This window comes from Haloactinopolyspora sp. (genome assembly GCF_027324685.1).
In the GTDB taxonomy this organism is placed as follows: domain Bacteria; phylum Actinomycetota; class Actinomycetes; order Jiangellales; family Jiangellaceae; genus Haloactinopolyspora.
In genome coordinates this window covers 16,678-35,423 of the sequence record NZ_DAHVSH010000156.1, presented here as the reverse complement: position 1 = coordinate 35,423, position 18,746 = coordinate 16,678, and the positions used below count along the sequence as shown (strand labels likewise).

The 18,746-nt window shown below is 69.7% G+C and carries 18 protein-coding genes; 13 read left to right on the top strand and 5 right to left on the bottom strand.

The window, feature by feature from the left end:
* Together M6444_RS17035 and M6444_RS17030 are read left to right on the top strand one after the other, a co-directional pair.
* Positions 1-969: NAD-dependent epimerase/dehydratase family protein (locus tag M6444_RS17035; RefSeq protein WP_298330085.1), on the top strand; the 969-nt coding region annotated here is incomplete at its 5' end.
* The gene (locus tag M6444_RS17030; RefSeq protein ID WP_298330083.1) at positions 966-1,925 is read left to right on the top strand and encodes a lysophospholipid acyltransferase family protein; all 960 of its coding nucleotides are present in this window, start codon (positions 966-968) and stop codon (positions 1,923-1,925) included. The genes M6444_RS17035 and M6444_RS17030, both read left to right, overlap by 4 nt.
* A 39-nt stretch (positions 1,926-1,964) precedes the next feature.
* Here the strand turns inward: M6444_RS17030 and M6444_RS17025 are convergent, their stop codons facing one another.
* Entirely contained in the window at positions 1,965-2,825 is an 861-nt protein-coding gene (locus tag M6444_RS17025) for an HAD-IB family hydrolase (protein ID WP_298330081.1), read from the bottom strand.
* A 66-nt stretch (positions 2,826-2,891) separates the two neighbouring features.
* Here M6444_RS17025 and M6444_RS17020 point away from each other — a divergent pair, with 66 nt between their 5' ends.
* The 11 genes from M6444_RS17020 to M6444_RS16970 all read left to right on the top strand — a co-directional run bounded on the left by M6444_RS17020 (position 2,892) and on the right by M6444_RS16970 (position 14,277).
* A complete protein-coding gene (locus M6444_RS17020) occupies positions 2,892-3,137 on the top strand; it encodes a glutaredoxin family protein (protein ID WP_298330078.1) in 246 nt (81 codons plus the stop codon).
* Positions 3,134-4,588, top strand: a complete 1,455-nt coding sequence (locus M6444_RS17015) for a beta-N-acetylhexosaminidase (RefSeq protein ID WP_298330075.1) — start codon at positions 3,134-3,136, stop codon at positions 4,586-4,588. Before M6444_RS17020 ends, M6444_RS17015 begins: the two co-directional genes overlap by 4 nt.
* Before the next feature lie 162 nt (positions 4,589-4,750).
* Complete coding sequence (locus M6444_RS17010; protein ID WP_298330073.1) at positions 4,751-5,485, top strand: redox-sensing transcriptional repressor Rex; 735 nt, start codon at positions 4,751-4,753, stop codon at positions 5,483-5,485.
* Positions 5,482-6,867: a glutamyl-tRNA reductase gene (locus M6444_RS17005; RefSeq protein ID WP_298330071.1), complete on the top strand. Its 1,386-nt coding sequence runs from the start codon at positions 5,482-5,484 to the stop codon at positions 6,865-6,867. The genes M6444_RS17010 and M6444_RS17005 overlap by 4 nt, the downstream gene beginning before the upstream one ends.
* Entirely contained in the window at positions 6,867-7,811 is a 945-nt protein-coding gene (gene hemC / locus M6444_RS17000; RefSeq protein WP_298330087.1) for a hydroxymethylbilane synthase, read from the top strand. Before M6444_RS17005 ends, hemC begins: the two co-directional genes overlap by 1 nt.
* 14 nt (positions 7,812-7,825) lie before the next feature.
* A complete protein-coding gene (locus M6444_RS16995) occupies positions 7,826-9,436 on the top strand; it encodes a bifunctional uroporphyrinogen-III C-methyltransferase/uroporphyrinogen-III synthase (RefSeq protein ID WP_298330069.1) in 1,611 nt (536 codons plus the stop codon).
* 134 nt (positions 9,437-9,570) lie between these two features.
* Positions 9,571-10,551, top strand: a complete 981-nt coding sequence (gene hemB, locus M6444_RS16990) for a porphobilinogen synthase (protein ID WP_298330066.1) — start codon at positions 9,571-9,573, stop codon at positions 10,549-10,551.
* Positions 10,552-10,642: 91 nt separating this feature from the next.
* Positions 10,643-12,178 (top strand): sodium-dependent transporter, encoded by a 1,536-nt coding sequence (locus M6444_RS16985; protein ID WP_298330063.1) that lies wholly within the window; start codon positions 10,643-10,645, stop codon positions 12,176-12,178.
* The gene (locus tag M6444_RS16980; RefSeq protein WP_298330060.1) at positions 12,175-12,285 is read left to right on the top strand and encodes a methionine/alanine import family NSS transporter small subunit; all 111 of its coding nucleotides are present in this window, start codon (positions 12,175-12,177) and stop codon (positions 12,283-12,285) included. Before M6444_RS16985 ends, M6444_RS16980 begins: the two co-directional genes overlap by 4 nt.
* Positions 12,286-12,358: 73 nt before the next feature.
* Positions 12,359-12,826: a Fur family transcriptional regulator gene (locus tag M6444_RS16975; protein WP_298330057.1), complete on the top strand. Its 468-nt coding sequence runs from the start codon at positions 12,359-12,361 to the stop codon at positions 12,824-12,826.
* A complete protein-coding gene (locus tag M6444_RS16970; RefSeq protein WP_298330054.1) occupies positions 12,823-14,277 on the top strand; it encodes a catalase in 1,455 nt (484 codons plus the stop codon). The genes M6444_RS16975 and M6444_RS16970 overlap by 4 nt, the downstream gene beginning before the upstream one ends.
* 124 nt (positions 14,278-14,401) lie before the next feature.
* On the opposite strand, the gene M6444_RS16965 is transcribed toward M6444_RS16970, so the two are convergent.
* The 4 genes from M6444_RS16965 to M6444_RS16950 are packed head-to-tail and all read right to left on the bottom strand — an operon-like array spanning position 14,402 to position 18,612.
* A complete protein-coding gene (locus tag M6444_RS16965; RefSeq protein WP_298330051.1) occupies positions 14,402-15,427 on the bottom strand; it encodes a LacI family DNA-binding transcriptional regulator in 1,026 nt (341 codons plus the stop codon).
* Between the two features lie 34 nt (positions 15,428-15,461).
* Positions 15,462-16,322 carry a carbohydrate ABC transporter permease gene (locus M6444_RS16960; protein WP_298330049.1) on the bottom strand — a complete coding sequence of 287 codons (861 nt, stop codon included), beginning with the start codon at positions 16,320-16,322 and terminating at the stop codon, positions 15,462-15,464.
* An 11-nt stretch (positions 16,323-16,333) separates the two neighbouring features.
* Positions 16,334-17,320, bottom strand: coding sequence for a sugar ABC transporter permease (locus M6444_RS16955; protein WP_298330047.1), 987 nt, complete (start codon positions 17,318-17,320; stop codon positions 16,334-16,336).
* An 8-nt stretch (positions 17,321-17,328) separates the two neighbouring features.
* On the bottom strand, positions 17,329-18,612 hold the full coding sequence (locus M6444_RS16950; RefSeq protein ID WP_298330045.1) for an extracellular solute-binding protein: 1,284 nt from the start codon (positions 18,610-18,612) through the stop codon (positions 17,329-17,331).
* Positions 18,613-18,746 lie beyond the last annotated feature (134 nt).

Genomic DNA, 18,746 nt, shown 5'->3' with positions numbered 1-18,746 from the left:
GGCCGGGTCATCGGGGTAGATCAGGCGCCGCCGCCACCGGAGTACGCCGAATGGCTCTCCGGGGTGGAGTTGGTTCAGGCTGACTTGACCACCGGCGCCGGAGTGATCGCCGCGCTGGACGCCGACATCGTGGTGCACCTGGGCGTGGTGACCGCGCCCGACCCCGCGGCCGGCGGGCGAGCGGCGATGAAAGAGCAGAACGTCATCGGCACCATGCAGCTGTTGGCGGCGTGCCAACGCTCGGACAGCGTGTGCAAGCTCGTGGTGAAGTCGTCCACGACGGTCTACGGTGCCGGGCCGAACGCACCCGCGCTGTTCACCGAAGACATGGTTCCGGGCACGGTGGCGCGCGGCGGATACGAGAAGGACGCGAGCGAGGTCGAGGGCTACGTCCGCGGTTTCTCTCGCCGCCGACCTGACATCGACGTGACGATCCTGCGCCTGGCCAACGTCGTCGGCCCCACCATCCGCACGGCGCTGTCGGAGTACTTCCTGCTGCCGGTCGTGCCGATCGCGCTCGGGCGCGACCCGCGCTTCCAGCTGGTCCACGAGCAGGACTGCCTCGACGTGCTGCGCCACGCGACGCTCGGCGACTACCCGGGCATCTTCAACGTCGCCGGGCCCGACTTCCTCGTGCTCAGTCAAGCGCTGCGCCGCGCGGGGCGGATGGTGCTGCCCCTGCCGACGCTCGGGACACCGCTGGTCGGCGGGCTCATGCGGCGTACCGGCCTGGCCGACATGGACTCCGCGCAGGTCCGCTTCCTGACCTACGGTCGCGGCGTGGACACCACCCGGATGCGTGAGCAGCTCCAGTTCGAACCCGCCTTCGGCACCGTGGCCGCCTTCGACGACTTCGTCCAGGCGCGCGCGGGCTGCGGCTGGCTCGGCCCGGAGCGCATCAGGTCTGCCGAACGCGGGCTTCGCGATCTCTTGAGCGCGCCGGCGGGCCGTGAGGAGTCGGTGTCATGAGCGAGCCCGCGGACGAAGCCACACCGGGTCCGGACAGCGGTGACGACCACGAGGCCAAGCCCGGCGCCATCGAGCAGGCCGCCGCGTTCGTCGGGCAGGTGATCCGGGACCGTCTCGGTGCCGACGCACAGCGACTGGACCGCTTGATCTCCTTCGCCGGACGTCGCCTGGCCGGCGACTTCGAGGTCGACCCGTTCGGCTTCGACGCCGAGCTCACCGAGAACGTGCTGATGCCCATCTTGCGCCCGCTGTATCGGCACTGGTTCCGCGTCGACGTGCGCGGGGTGAGCAACATCCCGGACTCCGGCGCGGCACTGGTGGTCGCCAACCACTCCGGCACCATCCCGCTCGATTCGTTGATGACGCAGTTGGCGGTGCACGACGAGCATCCGGCGTCGCGGCACCTGCGCACGCTGGGCGCGACCCTCGTGTTCCAGCTCCCGGTGGTCTCCGATCTGGCGCGCAAGGGCGGATCGACGCTGGCCTGCGCCGACGACGTCCAAGCGTTGCTGGGCGACGGCCAGGTGGTGGGGGTGTGGCCCGAGGGTTTCAAAGGGATCGGCAAACCGTTCTCGCAGCGCTACCAGCTGCAACGCTTCGGCCGGGGCGGCTTCGTCTCCGCGGCGCTGCGGGCCCGGGCGCCGATCATCCCGTGCTCCATCGTCGGGGCCGAGGAGATTTACCCGATGATCGCCAATGCCGGTTACCTGGCGCGGGTGCTCGGGCTGCCGTACGTCCCGATCACGCCGACCTTCCCGTGGCTCGGTCCGCTGGGCGCGATCCCGTTGCCGTCCAAGTGGGTCATCGAGTTCGGCGAGCCCATCCGCACCGACGAGTACGACGCCGAAGCCGCCGACGATCCCATGGTCGTCTTCGAGCTGACCGACCAGGTGCGCGACACCATCCAGGGCACCTTGCACGAACTGTTGGAACTGCGCGGGCCGGCCTTCGGCTGACCTGGCGCTGAACCTCCGGCCGGGGCTGGCTCGCTGCGGTCAGCGACGGCGCCGGGCGGCGGTCACCCCGACGACCCCACCGGCGGTGGCGCCGACTCCGGCGGCGATGCCGAGGGTCGTGTTGCGCCGCCGGCCCCGGTAGTCGCGGATGCGCCAGCCGCGCTGGCGCGCGTGCCGGCGCAGCTTGCGGTCCGGGTTGACCGCGCACGGCGCGCCCACGAGCGACAGCATCGGGATGTCGTTGGCCGAGTCGCTGTAGGCCGAGCAGCGAGCCAGATCGAGGTCTTCGCGTACGGCCAGCGACGCCACGGCCGACGCCTTGGCTTCGCCGTGCAGGAGGTGGCCGACGAGGCGGCCGGTGTAGTAGCCGCCGACATGCTCGGCCACGGTGCCCAGCGCCCCGGTGAGGCCCAACCGCTGGGCGATCAGCCCCGCGACCTCGACCGGCGCGGCGGTCACGAGCCACACGCGGTGGCCCTGGTCGACGTGCATCCGGGCGATGGCCTGGGTGCCCGGCCAGATCTTGTCCGCCATCCATTCGTCGAAAGACTCCTCGGCCACTTCGAACAACTCGGCGACCGAGCGCCCGGCGATCAACGACAGCGCCGCCGCGCGGGCTTGGTCGATGTGCTCGTGGTCTTCAGCACCCAGAGCGAAGCGCAGCTGCCGGTAGCCGAACCGGGCGATGTCGCCGGTGCGCAGGAGCCCCCGGGCGTACATGCCGCGCGCGAGATAGAACAGCGACGCACCACGCAGCACGGTGTTGTCGAGGTCGAAGAACGCCGCCACCCGGGAGTCCGGGTGACTGTCGATTCCGGCGACCGCCTCGGCCGTGCTGGCCGCGACATCGCCGGCGCGGGAGGTGTGGTCCAGGCCCGCGGATCGTCGCCGCAGCCGCATGGGCCCCAGATTACAAAACGGTGGCTGAGTAGGATGTGCGACCGGAATGGTCCAGGAGGAGGCGGTATGTCGGACACGGCGCGGGTGCTGGTGCTGACCAGGCCCGGGTGCCACCTGTGTGACGAAGCGCGCACGGTCATCCACGAGGTCTGCGCCGAACTCGACGTCGCCTGGACCGAACGCGACATCACCGGCGACGCCGACCTCGAGCGTGACTACGGCGAGCAGATCCCGGTGACGTTCGTCGACGGCGCCCGGCACGACTTCTGGCGGGTCGATGCGCAGCGACTGCGCCGGGCGTTGATCTCATGACAACCGAACTCTCGCTCGTGCCGTGGCCGGCCGAGCTCGAAACCGGCGGCACGCCCTTCGTCCTCGACGACTCCACCGTGCTGGTCCCGGACCCGGGCGCCGAACCCACCAGGCTCGCCGAGCAACTCGCCGCACACCTACGCAGCGCCACGGGCCTGCCGTTGCCGGTGACCCCGGGCGCGACACCTCAGGCGAATGCAGCGGTCCGGCTCGCCCTGATCACCGATGAGTCCCTCGGCCGCGAGGGGTACGAGCTGACGGTGACCGCCGAAGAGGTGGTCATCCGAGCAGCAGCGCCGGCCGGGCTGTTCTACGGCGCCCAGACGCTACGCCAGCTGGTGCCCGCCGGCGATCGGGCCGTCCCCGGCGTGCGGGTGCGGGACGTGCCGCGGTTCGGCTGGCGCGGCATGATGCTGGACATCGCCCGGCACTTCTTCGGCACGGCCGACATCGAACGGTTCATCGATCTGGTCGCGCTGTACAAGATCAATGTCGTGCACCTGCACCTCAGCGACGACCAGGGCTGGCGCCTGGAGATCGACGGCTGGCCCGAGCTGGCCCGGGTCGGTGGGCGCGGCCAGGTCGGCGGCGGACCGGGCGGCTACCTGTCGAAGGCGGCCTATCGCGAGATCGTGGCCTACGCGGCGCAGCGCTACGTCACGATCGTCCCCGAGATCGACCTGCCGGGGCACACCAACGCCGCGCTCGTGGCCTACCCGGAGCTCTCGGCATCCGAGCAGCCACCGGAGCCGTACACCGGAACCAGGGTGGGCTTCAGCTCGCTGCGGGTCGACTCACCGCAGACCGCGAAGTTCGTGCGGGCTGTGCTGACCGAGGTCGCCGAGCTCACCCCTGGGCCGTACGTGCACATCGGCGGGGACGAGGCGCTGAGCACACCACCGGACGACTACGTCCGGTTCATGCGCGACACCGTGCCCGTGGTGGCGAGCTCCGGCAAGCAGGCCGTGGGGTGGCAGGAGATCGTCCGCGCGGGACTCGGTCCTGACGCGCTGGTGCAGTACTGGAACACGCGGCAGCCGGAGCAGGCAGCTGAGGCGGCGCGTGCCGGCGCCCGGCTGATCATGTCACCGGCCGCGCATGTCTACCTCGACATGAAGTACCACGACGACTGGCACCTCGGGCAAGACTGGGCCGGCTGCGTCGACGTCCACGACGCCTACGGGTGGGATCCGGGAACCCTCGTCGACGGCGTGGACGACACCGTGGTCGACGGCGTCGAGGCGGCCTTGTGGACCGAGACGATCACCACGATGGCCGACATCGAGGTCATGACGTTCCCGCGGCTCCCCGCGGTCGCCGAAGTCGCCTGGACGCCGCAAGCGCGACGAGACTGGGATCACTTCCGGGCCCGGCTGGCCGGTCACGTCCGGCTGTGGCAGGCCCTGTCGGTCGCCTTCTACCGCTCTGAGCAGGTCGACTGGGAACGCTGACGGGCACCGTCCGGCCCACTCCTACAAGAACGTGACGCCGTTCGCAACTTTGTGCACGCCTTCACAAGTGTCCTAGGGTGGGGCGCATCGTACGTTCTGCCGGTTCCGGAGCTGACACCGCCCCCTGACGGTGCCGTCCGGGCCGGCCAACCGGGGAGTGCCGTGACCCGAACCAGCAGCTCGACAGAGACACCGACGCCGGGTGTGCCGCCCGCGCGAGGGGTGCCGGAGGCCACTGTCGCGCGGCTGCCCCTCTACTTGCGGGCCCTGACCGCGTTGGTCGAGCGCGGCGTAGCCACCGTGTCCTCGGAGGAACTGGCGACCTCAGCCGGCGTCAACTCGGCGAAGCTCCGCAAAGATCTGTCGTACCTGGGGTCCTACGGGACCCGCGGCGTCGGGTACGAAGTGGACTTCCTGCGGCACCAGATTTCCCGTGAGATCGGTCTCACCCAGGACTGGGCCGTGGTCATCGTCGGCATCGGCAACCTCGGGCACGCCTTGGCGAACTACGGCGGGTTCGCCTCCCGCGGATTCCGGATCGCCGCGTTGGTCGATGCCGATCCGAAACGCACCGGCGAGAAGGTCGCGGGCCTCGAGGTGCGCCACACCGACGAGCTCGAACAGCTGATCAACGACCTCGACATCCACATCGGCGTGGTCGCGACTCCGGCCAGAGCGGCCCAGCCGGTCTGCGACCGCCTCGTCGCCGCCGGAGTCACCAGCATCCTGAACTTCGCCCCGGCCATCGTGCAGGTGCCCGAGGGTGTCGACCTGCGCAAGGTGGACCTGTCCACGGAGCTGCAGATCCTGGCGTATCACGAACAGCGCAAGAACGGCGCCGCGCTCGCGCTGACCGCGGAACAGGCCGCCGAGCTGGCCGAGGCGGTGAACGGATGAGCATCCTGGCCATCGGTCTGTCGCATCGCAGCGCACCGGTCGACGTCCTCGAGAACGTCGCCATCGGGCGCGATGACGTGACGAAGATGCTCGACGAGTTGCCCTCGTCGGCGCACCTGTCCGAGGCGGTCGTGGTGAGCACCTGCAATCGCCTCGAGCTCTACGTCGACACCGCCACCTTCCACGGCGGCGTCGACGAGATCAGCAACCTGTTGGCCACCCATACCGGGGTCGCTCTCGACGCGCTCACGCCGTACCTCTACGTGCATTACGGCGAGCGTGCGGTGTCGCACCTGTTCCGCATGGTCAGCGGCCTGGAGTCGATGGTCGTGGGTGAGACGCAGATCCTGGGCCAGGTCCGCGAGGCCTTCCGGCTGGCGCAGACCTCCGGCGCGGCGGGACGGGTACTGACCGAGCTGTTCCAGACCGCGCTGCGGGTCGGCAAGCGCACGCACGCCGAGACCGGCATCGACGCCGCGGGCCGGTCGCTGGTGACACTCGGCCTGGCGCGGGTGTTGCCGACGCTGACCGGACCGAGCTCGCCCGGCGCGCAGACCGGTGGAGCCCGGTGGCGCGATCTGGTCCGTGACACCCGGGCGCTGGTCATCGGCGCAGGTTCGATGGCGGCGCTGGCCGCGAGCACGCTCGCGCGCGAGGGAGCCGGCGTCGTCGTCGCCAACCGGACCCCCGAACGAGCCGAGCGCCTGGCCGCATCGGTGTCGGGGCGGACCGCGTCGATGAACGGCCTCGACGATGCCCTCGACGACGTCGACCTGGTGATGTCGTGCACCGGCGCTGCCGGGATCGTTCTCCCGTTCGAGGTGATCGAGGCAGCGGTCGCACGCCGCCGGGGCCGTCCGCTCGGCATCGTCGACCTCGCCCTGCCCCACGACGTCGACGCTGCGGTAGCCGAGCTGCCGGGTGTCGAGCTGGTCGATCTGTCCCGGTTGAGCGACGCTGCCGCCGACGACGTCGACGACGTGCGGTCCCTGGCCGACGACATCGCCGCGGTCGAGGCGATCGTGGCCGAGGAAGTCGCCGGATACACCACCGCCCGACGGGTGGCCGAGGTCGCCCCCACCGTCGTCGCGCTGCGGTCCATGGCGGACGACGTCGTGGCGGCCGAGCTGGCCAGGATGACCGGGCGCCTGCCTGACCTCGACGAACGCACGCGTGCCGAGGTTTCGAAGACCGTGCGCCGAGTCGTCGACAAGCTGTTGCACGCGCCGACGGTGCGCGTCAAGGAGCTCGCCGCGCTGCCCGACGGTGCTTCGTACGAGGCCGCGCTGCGGGAACTGTTCGCCCTCGACCGCCGGTCGGTCGATGCCGTGGCGAAGCCCGACCCGACGTCGGGCTCGCCCATCGAGGAGTTGGACACGTGATGTCGAGTCAGCTGCCCGCCGTGCTGCGACTGGGTACTCGGGGCAGTGCCCTTGCACTCGCCCAGGCCGGCACGGTGGCCGACGCGCTCCGGGCCGCAGGCCACGACGTGGAGCTCGTCGAGATCACCACGCGAGGCGACGTGTCGCGAGCGTCGCTGTCGTCCATCGGCGGCACCGGCGTGTTCGTCGCGGCGTTGCGCGAAGCGGTGCTCGACGGGCGGGTCGACCTCGCCGTGCACTCGTTGAAGGACCTGCCCACCGCTCCGGCCGACGGCCTGGTCGTCGCGGGGATTCCGCTGCGGGAGGACCCGCGCGATGCGCTGTGCGCCCGCGACGGGCTGAAACTGTCCGACCTCCCGCCGGGGTCTCGGCTGGGAACCGGCTCTCCTCGCCGGGAGGCGCAACTGCGCGCCCTCGGCCTCGACCTCGACATCGTCGACATCCGCGGCAACGTCGGGACCCGGCTGGCGAAGGTGAGCGAGGGTGAACTCGACGGCGTCGTGCTGGCCCGCGCCGGCCTGGCGCGGCTGGGCCGACTCGACGTCATCACCGAGGTGATCGACCCGCTTCAGGTCCTGCCCGCTCCCGGCCAAGGCGCTCTGGGCGTCGAGTGCCGCTCCGACGACGCCGACCTGGCCGCCGTCCTGGCCACGCTCGACGACTTCGGTACCCGGGCGGCGGTCACCGCTGAACGTTCCCTCCTCGCCACGCTCGAGGCAGGCTGTACCGCCCCGGTGGGGGCGTACGCCGAGGCGGCCGAGGGTGAAAACGGCCTCGAGCTGTATGTCCGCGCCGTCGTGGCGTCCCGCGACGGTGCTGTGAGTATCCGCAAGTCAGCCACCGGCCCGGTGAACAGGGCCGAGCAGCTCGGGCGCGAGCTCGCGCAGGAACTGCTCGGCGACGGTGCCGGGGCAGTGGTCGATGCCAACGAACCGGCGTCGTAGGAGGAGATAGTCCCGTGACCACTTCGCGACGTGCGCACGAGCGCACCGAAGAAGGTGGCGTCGCGTTTGTCGGCGCCGGCCCCGGCGACCCGGGGCTGCTCACCGTCCGGGCGGTCGAGGCGCTCGAACGCGCGGATGTCGTCGTCATCGACGAGACCGCCCACCGTGCGGCCCTGGCGCATGCACCGGAGTCCGTCGATGTCATCGAGGTCGGTGTCGACGACGAAGGCGTGACTCTCACCGCCGCGGCGCGGGGGCGCCGCGTCGTGCAGTCGGCCAAGGACGGACGTCACGTCGTGCGCCTGCTCGGTGGCGACCCGTTCACGCACTCCACCGGGGCGGACGAGGCGCTGGCCTGCGCCAAGGCCGGGGTGCCGTTCGAAGTCATCGCCGGTGTCCCGACGGGGACGTCGGTGGCCACGCATGCAGGGATCCCGCTGGTGGCCGGGCGTCGTCGCAGCGCTCAGCTGATGGACGTGGCCGGCAAGATCGACCTGCGGTCGGCCGCGGCCGACACGCTGGTCCTCACCGGGGTCACCGAGCAGCTCGCCCACGTGGCCGAGGCGCTCGTCGACGCCGGCCGGGTACCGTCCACGCCGGTGGCCGTGGTCGCCTCGGGCAGCACGGTCGAGCAGCAGACGGTCGTGTCCACCCTGGGCGAGGTCGCCGTGGACACCCGGACCGCCAAGATCGAGCCGCCGTACGTGGTGATCGTGGGCGATGCCGTCGAGCATCGCGACGCCCTGTCGTGGTTCGAGACGAAGCCGCTGTTCGGTTGGCGGGTTCTGGTGCCGCGGACCAAGGAGCAGGCCGGCGCGTTGTCGGCGTCGCTGCGTCGCTCCGGTGCGGTGCCCGAGGAGGTGCCGACCATCTCCGTCGAGCCGCCGCGCAACCCGCAGCAGATCGACAAGGCGGTGCGCGGGATGGTCGAGGGCCGCTACGAGTGGATCGCGTTCACCTCGGTCAACGCGTTGCGGGCGGTGAAGGAGAAGCTGACGGCCTACGGCCTCGACGCTCGGGCGCTGTCGGGCCTGAAGGTGGCCGCGGTGGGTGAGAAGACCGCCGACGCGCTGCGGGCGTGGGGGATCGAGCCGGACCTGGTGCCCTCGGGTGAGCAGTCCGCGGTCGGCCTGCTGGCCGACTGGCCGCCGTACGACGAAGTCCTCGACCCGATCAACCGGGTGTTCCTGCCGCGCGCCGACATCGCGACCGAGACGCTGGCTGCCGGCTTGATCGAGATGGGCTGGGAGGTCGACGACGTCACTGCGTACCGGACGGTCCGGGCCGCCCCGCCGCCGGCGGAGACCCGGGACGCGATCAAGACCGGCAAGTTCGACGCCGTCGCGTTCACGTCGTCGTCCACGGTGCGCAACCTGGTCGGCATCGCCGGCAAGCCGCACGCGACCACGGTGGTGGCCTGCATCGGCCCGGCCACGGCGAAGACGGCCGAGGAGCACGGCCTGCGCGTCGACGTCCTGGCGCCGGAGCCGTCGGTGGAAGCCCTCGCCGACGCGCTGGCCCAGTTCGGTGCGTCGCGGCGGCTGGCCATGATCGAAGCCGGCGAGCCGGTGCTACGCCCGTCGCAGCGCCGCCGCACGACCGCTCGCCGCAAGAGCGCCCAGTGAGTGACCATTCACCGGCTTCCGCCGAAATGATCATGTTCACTGGGTAATCTCCTGCTCCAGCAGGCTTGCATGCATGGTGATGCGGGCGAACGCCTCGTGGTGCTCACCCGCGTCGGTTCAGGAAGGAAGTCGTCATGGCGTATCCGGACAGCCGGCCCCGCCGCCTGCGCACGACCAACGCGATGCGTCGGCTCGTCGCACAGACGACGCTCGAGCCGCGGCACCTGGTGCTGCCGATGTTCGTCCGGGAAGGCGCGGAGGAACCACGCCCGGTGCCCTCGATGCCCGGCGTGGTGCAGCACACCATGGAGTCGCTGCGCAAAGCGGTGGTCGAAGCCGTCGAAGCCGGGGTCGGCGGGTTGATGCTGTTCGCGATCCCCGAGCACAAGGACGCCATCGGCTCGCGCGGGACCGACGCTGACGGCCCGCTCAACGCCGCCATCCGTGAGGTCGTCGCTGAGGTGGGTGACGCGACGGTGGTCATGGCCGACCTGTGTCTCGACGAGTTCACCGACCACGGCCACTGCGGCGTCCTCGCCGCCGACGGCACCGTCGACAACGACGCGACGCTGGACCGGTACGCGCAGATGGCGCTGGCGCAGGCCGAGGCGGGCGTGCACGTCGTCGGCCCCAGCGGGATGATGGACGGCCAGGTTCGGGCCGTGCGGCGCGCACTCGACGGCGCCGGGCACACCGACGTGGCGATCCTGGCGTACGCGACGAAGTACGCCTCGGCATTCTACGGGCCGTTCCGCGACGCGGTCGAGTCGTCGCTGAGCGGCGACCGGCTGACCTACCAGCAGGACCCGGCCAATGCCCTGGAGGCGTTGCGCGAGACCGCGTTGGACGTCGACGAGGGCGCCGACATGGTCATGGTCAAGCCCGCGATGTCCTACCTGGACGTGGTGGCCCGGGTCCGCGACCTGGTCGACGTGCCGGTCGCGGCGTATCAGGTCTCCGGTGAGTACTCGATGATCGAAGCCGCGGCGGCCCAGGGCTGGATCGACCGCGACCGAGCGGTCATCGAGGCGCTCACCTCCATCCGCCGGGCCGGCGCCGACATCGTGCTCACGTACTGGGCCGTCGACGCCGCCCACCAATTGCGCAGACGCTGAGCCGGGTTTCACCGGCCGACTGGCGGGTACGCACGGTACGGTCCGATCGCTGCGGCGCCGGACCGCCTCGAGTCGCGGCGTGAGGAAATCGATGCAGGAACAGAACCAACGGGAGCAGTGGGGAAGCCGGGCCGGGTTCCTCCTGGCCGCCATCGGCTCGGCCGTCGGGCTGGGCAACATCTGGCGGTTCCCGTACGTGGCCTACCAGAACGGCGGCGGCGCCTTCCTGGTGCCGTACCTCGTCGCCTTGTTGACCGCCGGCATCCCCTTCCTGATCCTGGCCTACTCCATCGGGCACCGCTTCCGTGGCTCGCCCCCGCTGGCCTTCCGCCGGATCGACCGGCGGCTGGAATTCATCGGCTGGTGGCAGGTAGCCATCTCGTTCGTGATCGCCGCCTACTACGCGGTCATCATCGCGTGGGCGGTGCGCTACGCGGGCTTCTCGATCCAGCAGGACTGGGGTTCGGACCCCGAAGCGTTCTTGATGGAGAAGTTCCTCCAGGTCGGAGACGTCGGGACGGTCTCCGAGTACGTCTCCGGCGTGTTCTGGCCGCTCGTGGCGGTCTGGGTGTTCGTCATCGGCGTGCTCGCGCTCGGGATCCGCCACGGCATCCAACGCGCGAACATGTTCTTCATCCCGCTGTTGGTCGTCCTGTTCGGCATTCTCGTGGTGCGTGCGGTGACCCTGGACGGCGCCGAGCTGGGGCTGGACGCGCTGTTCACCCCGGACTGGTCCGCCATCACCGACGGCAGCGTCTGGGTGGCCGCCTACGGGCAGATTTTCTTCTCGCTGTCCATCGGGTTCGGCATCATGATCACGTACGCCTCGCACCTGCACCGGCGCGCGGATCTGTCGGGTTCGGCCCTGGTGGCCGGCTTCGCCAACAGCTCGTTCGAGATCCTCGCCGGTATCGGTGTGTTCGCCACCGTGGGTTTCATGGCCGCTGCCAGCGGCGTCGCCGTCGGCGAGGTCGCCAGCGACGGTGTCGGGCTGGCGTTCATCGCGTTCCCGCAGATCATCTCCACGTTGACCGCGGGAGCCGGCTTCTTCGGCGTGCTGTTCTTCCTCTCGCTGGTCATCGCCGGCGTGACATCGTTGATCAGCATCGTGCAGGTCGTGGTGTCGACGGTGCAGGATCGCACCGGCCTGGCGCGCATACCGGCGGTGCTGATCGTCGGCGGAGGCATCGCGGTGGTGTCGATCCTGCTGTTCCCGACGGCCCAGGGGCTGCACTACCTCGACGTCGCCGACCACTTCATCAACCAGTACGGCGTCGCCATGGCTGCGCTCGTCATCGTCATCGTGCTCGCCTGGGTGCTGCGTAAGCTGCCGATGCTGCAGGAGCACGTCAACGCCACCTCGGCCGTGCGGCTCGGCACCTGGTGGCAGGTCCTGCTCGGCATCGTGACGCCGGTCGTTCTCGGCTGGATGATGTGGGACAGCCTGCGCCAGGAGTTCGAAGTCAACTACGGCGGGTACTCCACCGACTTCCTCCTGCTCGTGGGCGGAGGTGTCGCGATCGGCGCGCTGGTCTTCGGCATCGTCGCCTCGTTGTTCCCGTGGCGGCGGTCGGACGACTTCCAGCCCGTCGACCTACCGGTGGCCGAGCGAGGGGAGCGCACATGAGCACCGCGGCTGTGGTGATGATGATCGTGGCGATCGTCATCGTCTGGGGCGGCCTCGTGGCCAGCATCGTGCACTTGCGGCGGCACCCGGACCAACGCGACGGCTGAACGACCGGCGTGCCGGTTACTGGAACGGCGCGCTTAGTTGACTAGTTCCAGATTATCCGGCACGATCATGGGCGTGCCCGATGATCAGCTCCATGCCGAGATCGCAGCCCGGCTGCGCGCGCACGGGCTGCGGGTCACAGCACCTCGCATCGGTGTGGTCATGGCGCTCGAGCGCACGCCGCACGCGGACGCCGACACCGTGGCCCGGCAGGTACGAAAATCGCTCGGAGCCGTGTCCACCCAAGCCGTGTATGACGTGCTGCACGCGCTGACGGAGGCTCGGCTGGTCCGCCGGATCGAGCCGGCCGGCTCACCGGCTCGCTACGAGACCCGGGTCGGCGACAACCACCACCACATGGTCTGCCGGGAATGTGGCGTCGTCGCCGACGTCGAATGTGCCGGTGAGGCCGTGCCCTGTCTCAACCCCGGCCCGACGCACGGGTTCGTCGTCGACGAAGCCGAGGTGACGTTCTGGGGGACGTGCGCCCGATGCCACACCAGCGAGTCCACTGAAACATCGTTGATCAAGGAGAATGGATGAGCTCCACACCGCACACGACCACCAACGCGGGTGCACCGGTCGCCAGCGATGCCCACTCGATGACCGTCGGAGCGGACGGCCCGATCGTCCTGCACGACCACTACCTCGTCGAGAAACTGGCTCAGTTCAACCGTGAGCGGGTGCCCGAACGGGTCGTGCACGCCAAGGGTGGTGGAGCGTTCGGCGTGCTCGAGGTCACCGAAGACGTCAGCCAGTTCACCAAGGCGGCGTTGTTCCAGCCCGGTACGCGCACCGAGGCGCTCGCGCGGTTCTCCACCGTCGCCGGCGAGCAGGGTAGCCCCGACACCTGGCGCGATCCCCGCGGATTCGCGCTGAAGTTCTACACCTCCGAGGGCAACTACGACCTGGTCGGCAACAACACGCCGATCTTCTTCATCCGCGACACGATCAAGTTCCCCGACTTCATCCGCTCGCAGAAGCGACTGCCCGGTTCCAACCTGCGCGACAACGACATGCAGTGGGACTTCTGGACGCTCTCGCCGGAGAGCGCGCACCAGGTCACGTGGCTGATGGGTGACCGCGGGCTGCCGCGCACCTGGCGGCACCAGAACGGCTACGGCTCGCACACCTACCAGTGGATCAACGCCGCCGGTGAACGGTTCTGGGTCAAGTACCACTTCAAGACCGATCAGGGCATCGAGTGCCTCACCAGCGCCGAGGCCGACCAGCTGGCCGGTGAGGACGCCGACTTCCACCTGCGTGACCTCTACGAGTCGATTCAGCGCGGGGAGCACCCCAGCTGGACGCTCTACGTCCAGGTGATGCCCTACGCCGACGCTGCGAGCTACCGGTTCAACCCGTTCGACCTGACCAAGGTGTGGCCGCACGGCGACTATCCGCTGATCAAGGTCGGCACGCTCCGGCTCGACCGCAACCCGGAGAACTACTTCGCCCAGATCGAGCAGGCCGCCTTCGAGCCCAGCAACTTCGTCCCCGGCATCGCGGCCAGCCCGGACAAGATGCTGCTGGGCCGGGTGTTCTCCTACGCCGACGCGCATCGCTACCGGGTCGGTACGAACTACGCCCAGCTGCCGGTCAACGCCCCGAAGGTGGAGACGAACTCGTACTCCAAGGACGGCGCCATGCGCTACTCCTGGGCGTCGCCGGAGCGCCCGGTGTACGCGCCGAACAGCGTCGGCGGGCCGGCAGCAGATCCGTCGCTCGTGGGCGATGCTGGCTGGGAGGCCGACGGCGAGCTGGTCCGGGCCGCGGCGTCCCTGCACGCCGAGGACGACGATTTCGGCCAGGCCGGCACGCTGGTGCGTGAGGTGCTCGACGACGCCGCTCGCGACCGGCTGGTGGACAACATCGCCGGGCACGTGGGCAAGGTGACCCGCGACGAGCTGCGCCAGCGCGTGTACACCTACTGGCGCAACGTCGACGAGACGCTCGGCAAGCGGGTCGAGGAAGCGGTCGAGGCCAGGCGCTGAGCACAGGTTCACGTGATCGATGGGGATGGTTCGCGTCCTCGCCCGCGGACTCGCTGGCGCCTTGCTCGCCGATGCCGTCCGCACCATGGACGCGAACCACCCCAGCGCTCACCGGGCTCGCCGTTCAGGCGGACTCGCGCACGATCAGTTCGACCGGCAGGATCTCGCCGCCGAGCCGCGGCGGGCTGCCGGCCAACTGTTCCAGCAGCATCTCGACCATCCGCTCGCCGTGCTCTTCGGCGGGTTGGCGCACCGTCGTCAACGGCGGGGTCGTCGTGGTGGCCAGCATCGTGTCGTCGAAGCCGACCACGGCAACGTCGTCCGGTACGCGACGACCGAAATTGCGCAACACCTGCAGTGCGGCGCTGGCCATGGGGTCGGAGGCGACGAACACACCGTCGACGTCGGGGTGGTGGCGAAGCAGCCGCTCCATGGCCGCCGTTCCGCCGTCGATGGTGAAGTCGCCGTGTTCGACGGCGTCCGCGTGCAGCCCGGCCTCCTCGAGGGCACGCCGCCAGCCGTCCAGTCGATCCACGGCAGCAGACATGTCGGCCGGGCCTGCGACGGTGGCCAGGCGGCGGCGGCCGGTACCGATCAGGTGCTCCGCGGCCAGTCGGCCGCCGTTGACGTTGTCGGCGTCGACGTAGGGCACGGCCACGGAGTCGGGATCGAACGGCCGTCCGCCGAACACGAACGGCAGCCCGAGCCGCGACATCTCCAGCGCCAGCTCGTCGTTCCCGTGATGGCTCGTGACCAGCGCGCCGTCGACGTGCCCGGAGCGCAGGTACCGCAGTTGGCGAGCCGTGTCGCCGGCATGCTGGGCGACCAGAAGCACCAATTGCAACTCGGTGCCGGCCAGCGCTGTGGTCACTCCCTGCAAGACGCCGGTGAGGAACGGGTCGGAGACGAACCGCGCGCCGGTTTCGGGTACCAGCAGCGCGACGGAGTCGGTCCGTCGCGTGACCAACGACCGCGCCGCGCGGTTCGGGGTGTACCCGAGTTGCGCGACCGCACGGTCGACGGCGGCCTGGGCTTGCGGGCTGACCCGCGATCCGCCGTTGATGGCGCGCGACACCGTCGCCCGAGACACCCCGGCGACGCGGGCCACCTCCTCCAAGGTGGGCAGATGCGTCGGCTCCCCCGAAGTCACGTCCGCCTCCCGGCTCGACCTGGCGCTGGTGCCGTCATCCCTTGACCGCTCCTTGCATGATGCCTGACACCAGGTGCCGACCCGCCACCAGGAACACGACGAACAGGGGAATCGTGGCCAGGACGGCACCGGTCAAGACCAGCGAGTAGTCCACGTAGAACCCGCTTTGCAGTTTCTCCAACGCCACCTGGATGGTCGGATTCTCGGCGTTCAGCGCGATCAGCGGCCACAGGAAATCCGTCCACGACGTCATGAACGTGAACAGACCCAGCACGGCTGCGGCCGGGCGGGCGGCAGGCAGGCACACGTGCCAGAATGTCCGGATCATCGAGCACCCGTCCACGCGGGCGGCCTCGATCAGCTCGTCCGGCACGGCACCGACGATGTACTGGCGCATCCAGAACACGCCGAACGCGGTGACCAGGTTCGGCACGATCACCGCCGACAGTGTTCCTGCCCAGCCCAGTTCGGACATGACGATGAACAGCGGGATCACGCCCAGCTGGGTGGGCACCGTCATGGTGGCGATGACGAAGACGAACAGCCCGGTGCGACCACGAAAGCGCAGCTTCGCGAACGCGTACCCGGCCAGGGTGGCGAAGGTCACCACCGACAACGTCACCGTGCCCGAGACGATGAGGCTGTTGCCCAACGCCTTCCAGAACGGGATGGTGTCGACCACGCGGGAGGCGTTGGACCAGAAGTTGCCACCCGGGATCAGCGGCGGGATGCTCGACTGGGCCACCGACGGGTCATGGCTGCCCACCAGGAACGACCAGTACAGGGGAAAGGCCGAACCCAGCAGGAACGCCGTCAGCAGGCCGTAGGTGAGAAACCCCGGCCGGTGAAGCGGGGCACGCCGGGCGCCGCGCCGGACCCGGCGCGGCTGGCTCATGGTCGTCACGGTCACTGGCGAGCCTCCCCGGCCGAGGCGATCCGCCGCGTCAGCAGGTAGTTGAGCAGGGCGAACACGACGATGATCAGGAACAGCGACCAGGCGACGGCCGATCCTGCGCCGAGGTCCAGGTTCCGGAAGGCTCGTTCGTACAGGTACAAGGTCATGGTCTGGAACTGCCGGTCCGATCCGCCGGTGACCGCGCCGGGCTGGGAGTCGAACATCAGCGGTTCGGCGAAGATCTGCAACCCGCCGATGGTCGAGGTGACCACCACGAAGATCACCGTCGGGCGCAGCATCGGGATGGTCACCGAGATGAACCGCCGCCAGGCGTTGGCGCCGTCGACGACCGCCGCCTCGTACAGCTCGCGCGGAATGGCCTGCATGGCGGCGAGGAAGATCAGCGCGTTGTAACCGGTCCAGCGCCAGTTGACCATGCTGGCGATCGCGAGGTGCGAAGGCAGCGTGTCGGCGTGCCACTGGACCGGACCGGAGCCGATGCCCTCGAGCACGGTGTTGATCAGCCCGAACCGGTCGCCGAAGAGATTGCCGAAGATGATGCCCACGGCCACCGGCGTGACGACGTACGGGAGGATCACCGCCAGCCGCCAGAACGACCGTGCCCGGATGCCGCTGTCGAGCAGCACGGCCAGCCCGAGCGCGATGACGATCTGGGGCCCGCTGGACAGCACGAAGATGCTGAACGTGTTGCCCAGGGCGTTCCAGAAGTACTCGTCGTCCAGCAGGTCGGCGAAGTTCGCCAGCCCGACGAAGCTGCGCTCGGTACTGTCCAGGCGCCAGTCGTGCAGCGAGACCCAGGCCGTGTAGCCCAGCGGGATCAGCCCCACGACCAGGAACAGCACGAAGAACGGCGCGATGTACAGGTACGGCGAGTACGTGACGTCGGCGCGGCTGAGCCGCTGCCGCCAGCCTGGACGGTCCGACGGTTGCGGCGTCGCGACGCCGGCGGTGTGTTCCGGTGCGGCGACCGTTGGCATCGACGACCTCAGCCCACTCGTTCGGCGTCCTCGAGGAACTGCTCCCAGGCGGCGTCAGGCTCCTGCGACCCGTCCTCGATGCGCCGCAGCGAGTTCTGCAGCGCCTGGTTCACGTCGCCGTCGCGCGGACCCTTGTACTGGGCTTCGCCCACGGCGAGGGCCCGGTTGACGAACATCGTGCCCGTCGGGGCGTCGTTGAAGAACGGGTGGGTCATCTCGGCGAGCTCCGCCGATTCGAGCGCTTCGACCTGGCTGGGGAAGGTGCCCTTGGCGACGAACGCCTTGACCTGCTGCTCTGGCGCCGTGAGCCAGGCGGCCAGCTCGGCGGCCTCTTCCGGGTGGTCGGTCTGCTTCGGCACCGTCAGGTACGAGCCGCCCCAATTGCCGCCACCGCCGGGGAAGGCGTCGACGACGTCCCACGTTCCTTCACGGCCCTTGGCGTTGCCCTCGATGACGCCGAGGAACCAGCTGGGACACGGCAGGGTGGCGAAGGCGTCGGTCTGGAACGCCTTGGCCCAGTCTTCGGACCACGTCTGCAGGTTGGCCGACAAGCCGGCCTCGTTCGCCGTGACGACGGCGTCGAAGTTCGCCTTGATGGCGTCGTTCTCGGCGGCGACGAGATTGTCGTCGGTGTCGTAGTAGCCGACCTCCAACTGGTTCTGCATCGCCTGGAAGATGTTGCCTGCCGTGTCGTACCAGGCGTAGCCCTCGCCCATGGCCTCGACGTAGTGCACGCCCAGGTCGAAGTAGCTGGCCCAGTCGGTGATCATCGGGCCGAGCACGTCCCGGTCAGCGGGCAGCCCAGCCTGTTCGAACAGGTCGCGGCGGTAGCACAGGGCCATGGGGCCGATGTCGGTTCCGTAGCCGATCACCTCGCCGCCGGGCGCGGTACCGGCCTCGAACTTCCAGGGCAGCCAGCGGTCGGCGATGTCGTCAGCGCCGTAGTCGCGCAGGTCGTGGAACTTGTCCGCCTGGGCGAGGAATCCCACCATCCACGCCTCTTCCACGGCTTCGATGTCGGAGAGCCCGGAGCCGGCGGCGAGCTTGGTCCGCAGGTTCTCGATGGCCGCCTCGGCGGTTCCGGCCTTGCGCTCGACGATCCGGATGTTCGGGTGGGCGTCCATGTACTCCTGGTAGAGCTCGTCGTAGCCGAACTCGTTGAAGGTCGCGACGGTCAGCTCGATGACGCCGTCGTCGTCGCTGGCCGTACCGCTGTCTCCGCTGCCGCAGGCTGCCGCCGTCAACGCGATCGCAGCGAGACCCGCTACGCGGGCCGAGCGTGTGGTGCGCACTGGATGCCTCCCTGCTCGTGGGTGTGAGAGCGCTCTCACGATCGAGGGAGAGTCTGCGAGGGGGCGCGGGTTCTGTCAAGCCCTGCGGGAGCGGGCTGGGGCTGGGTGGCACCACGAGTGGTTTTGTCGCGCCA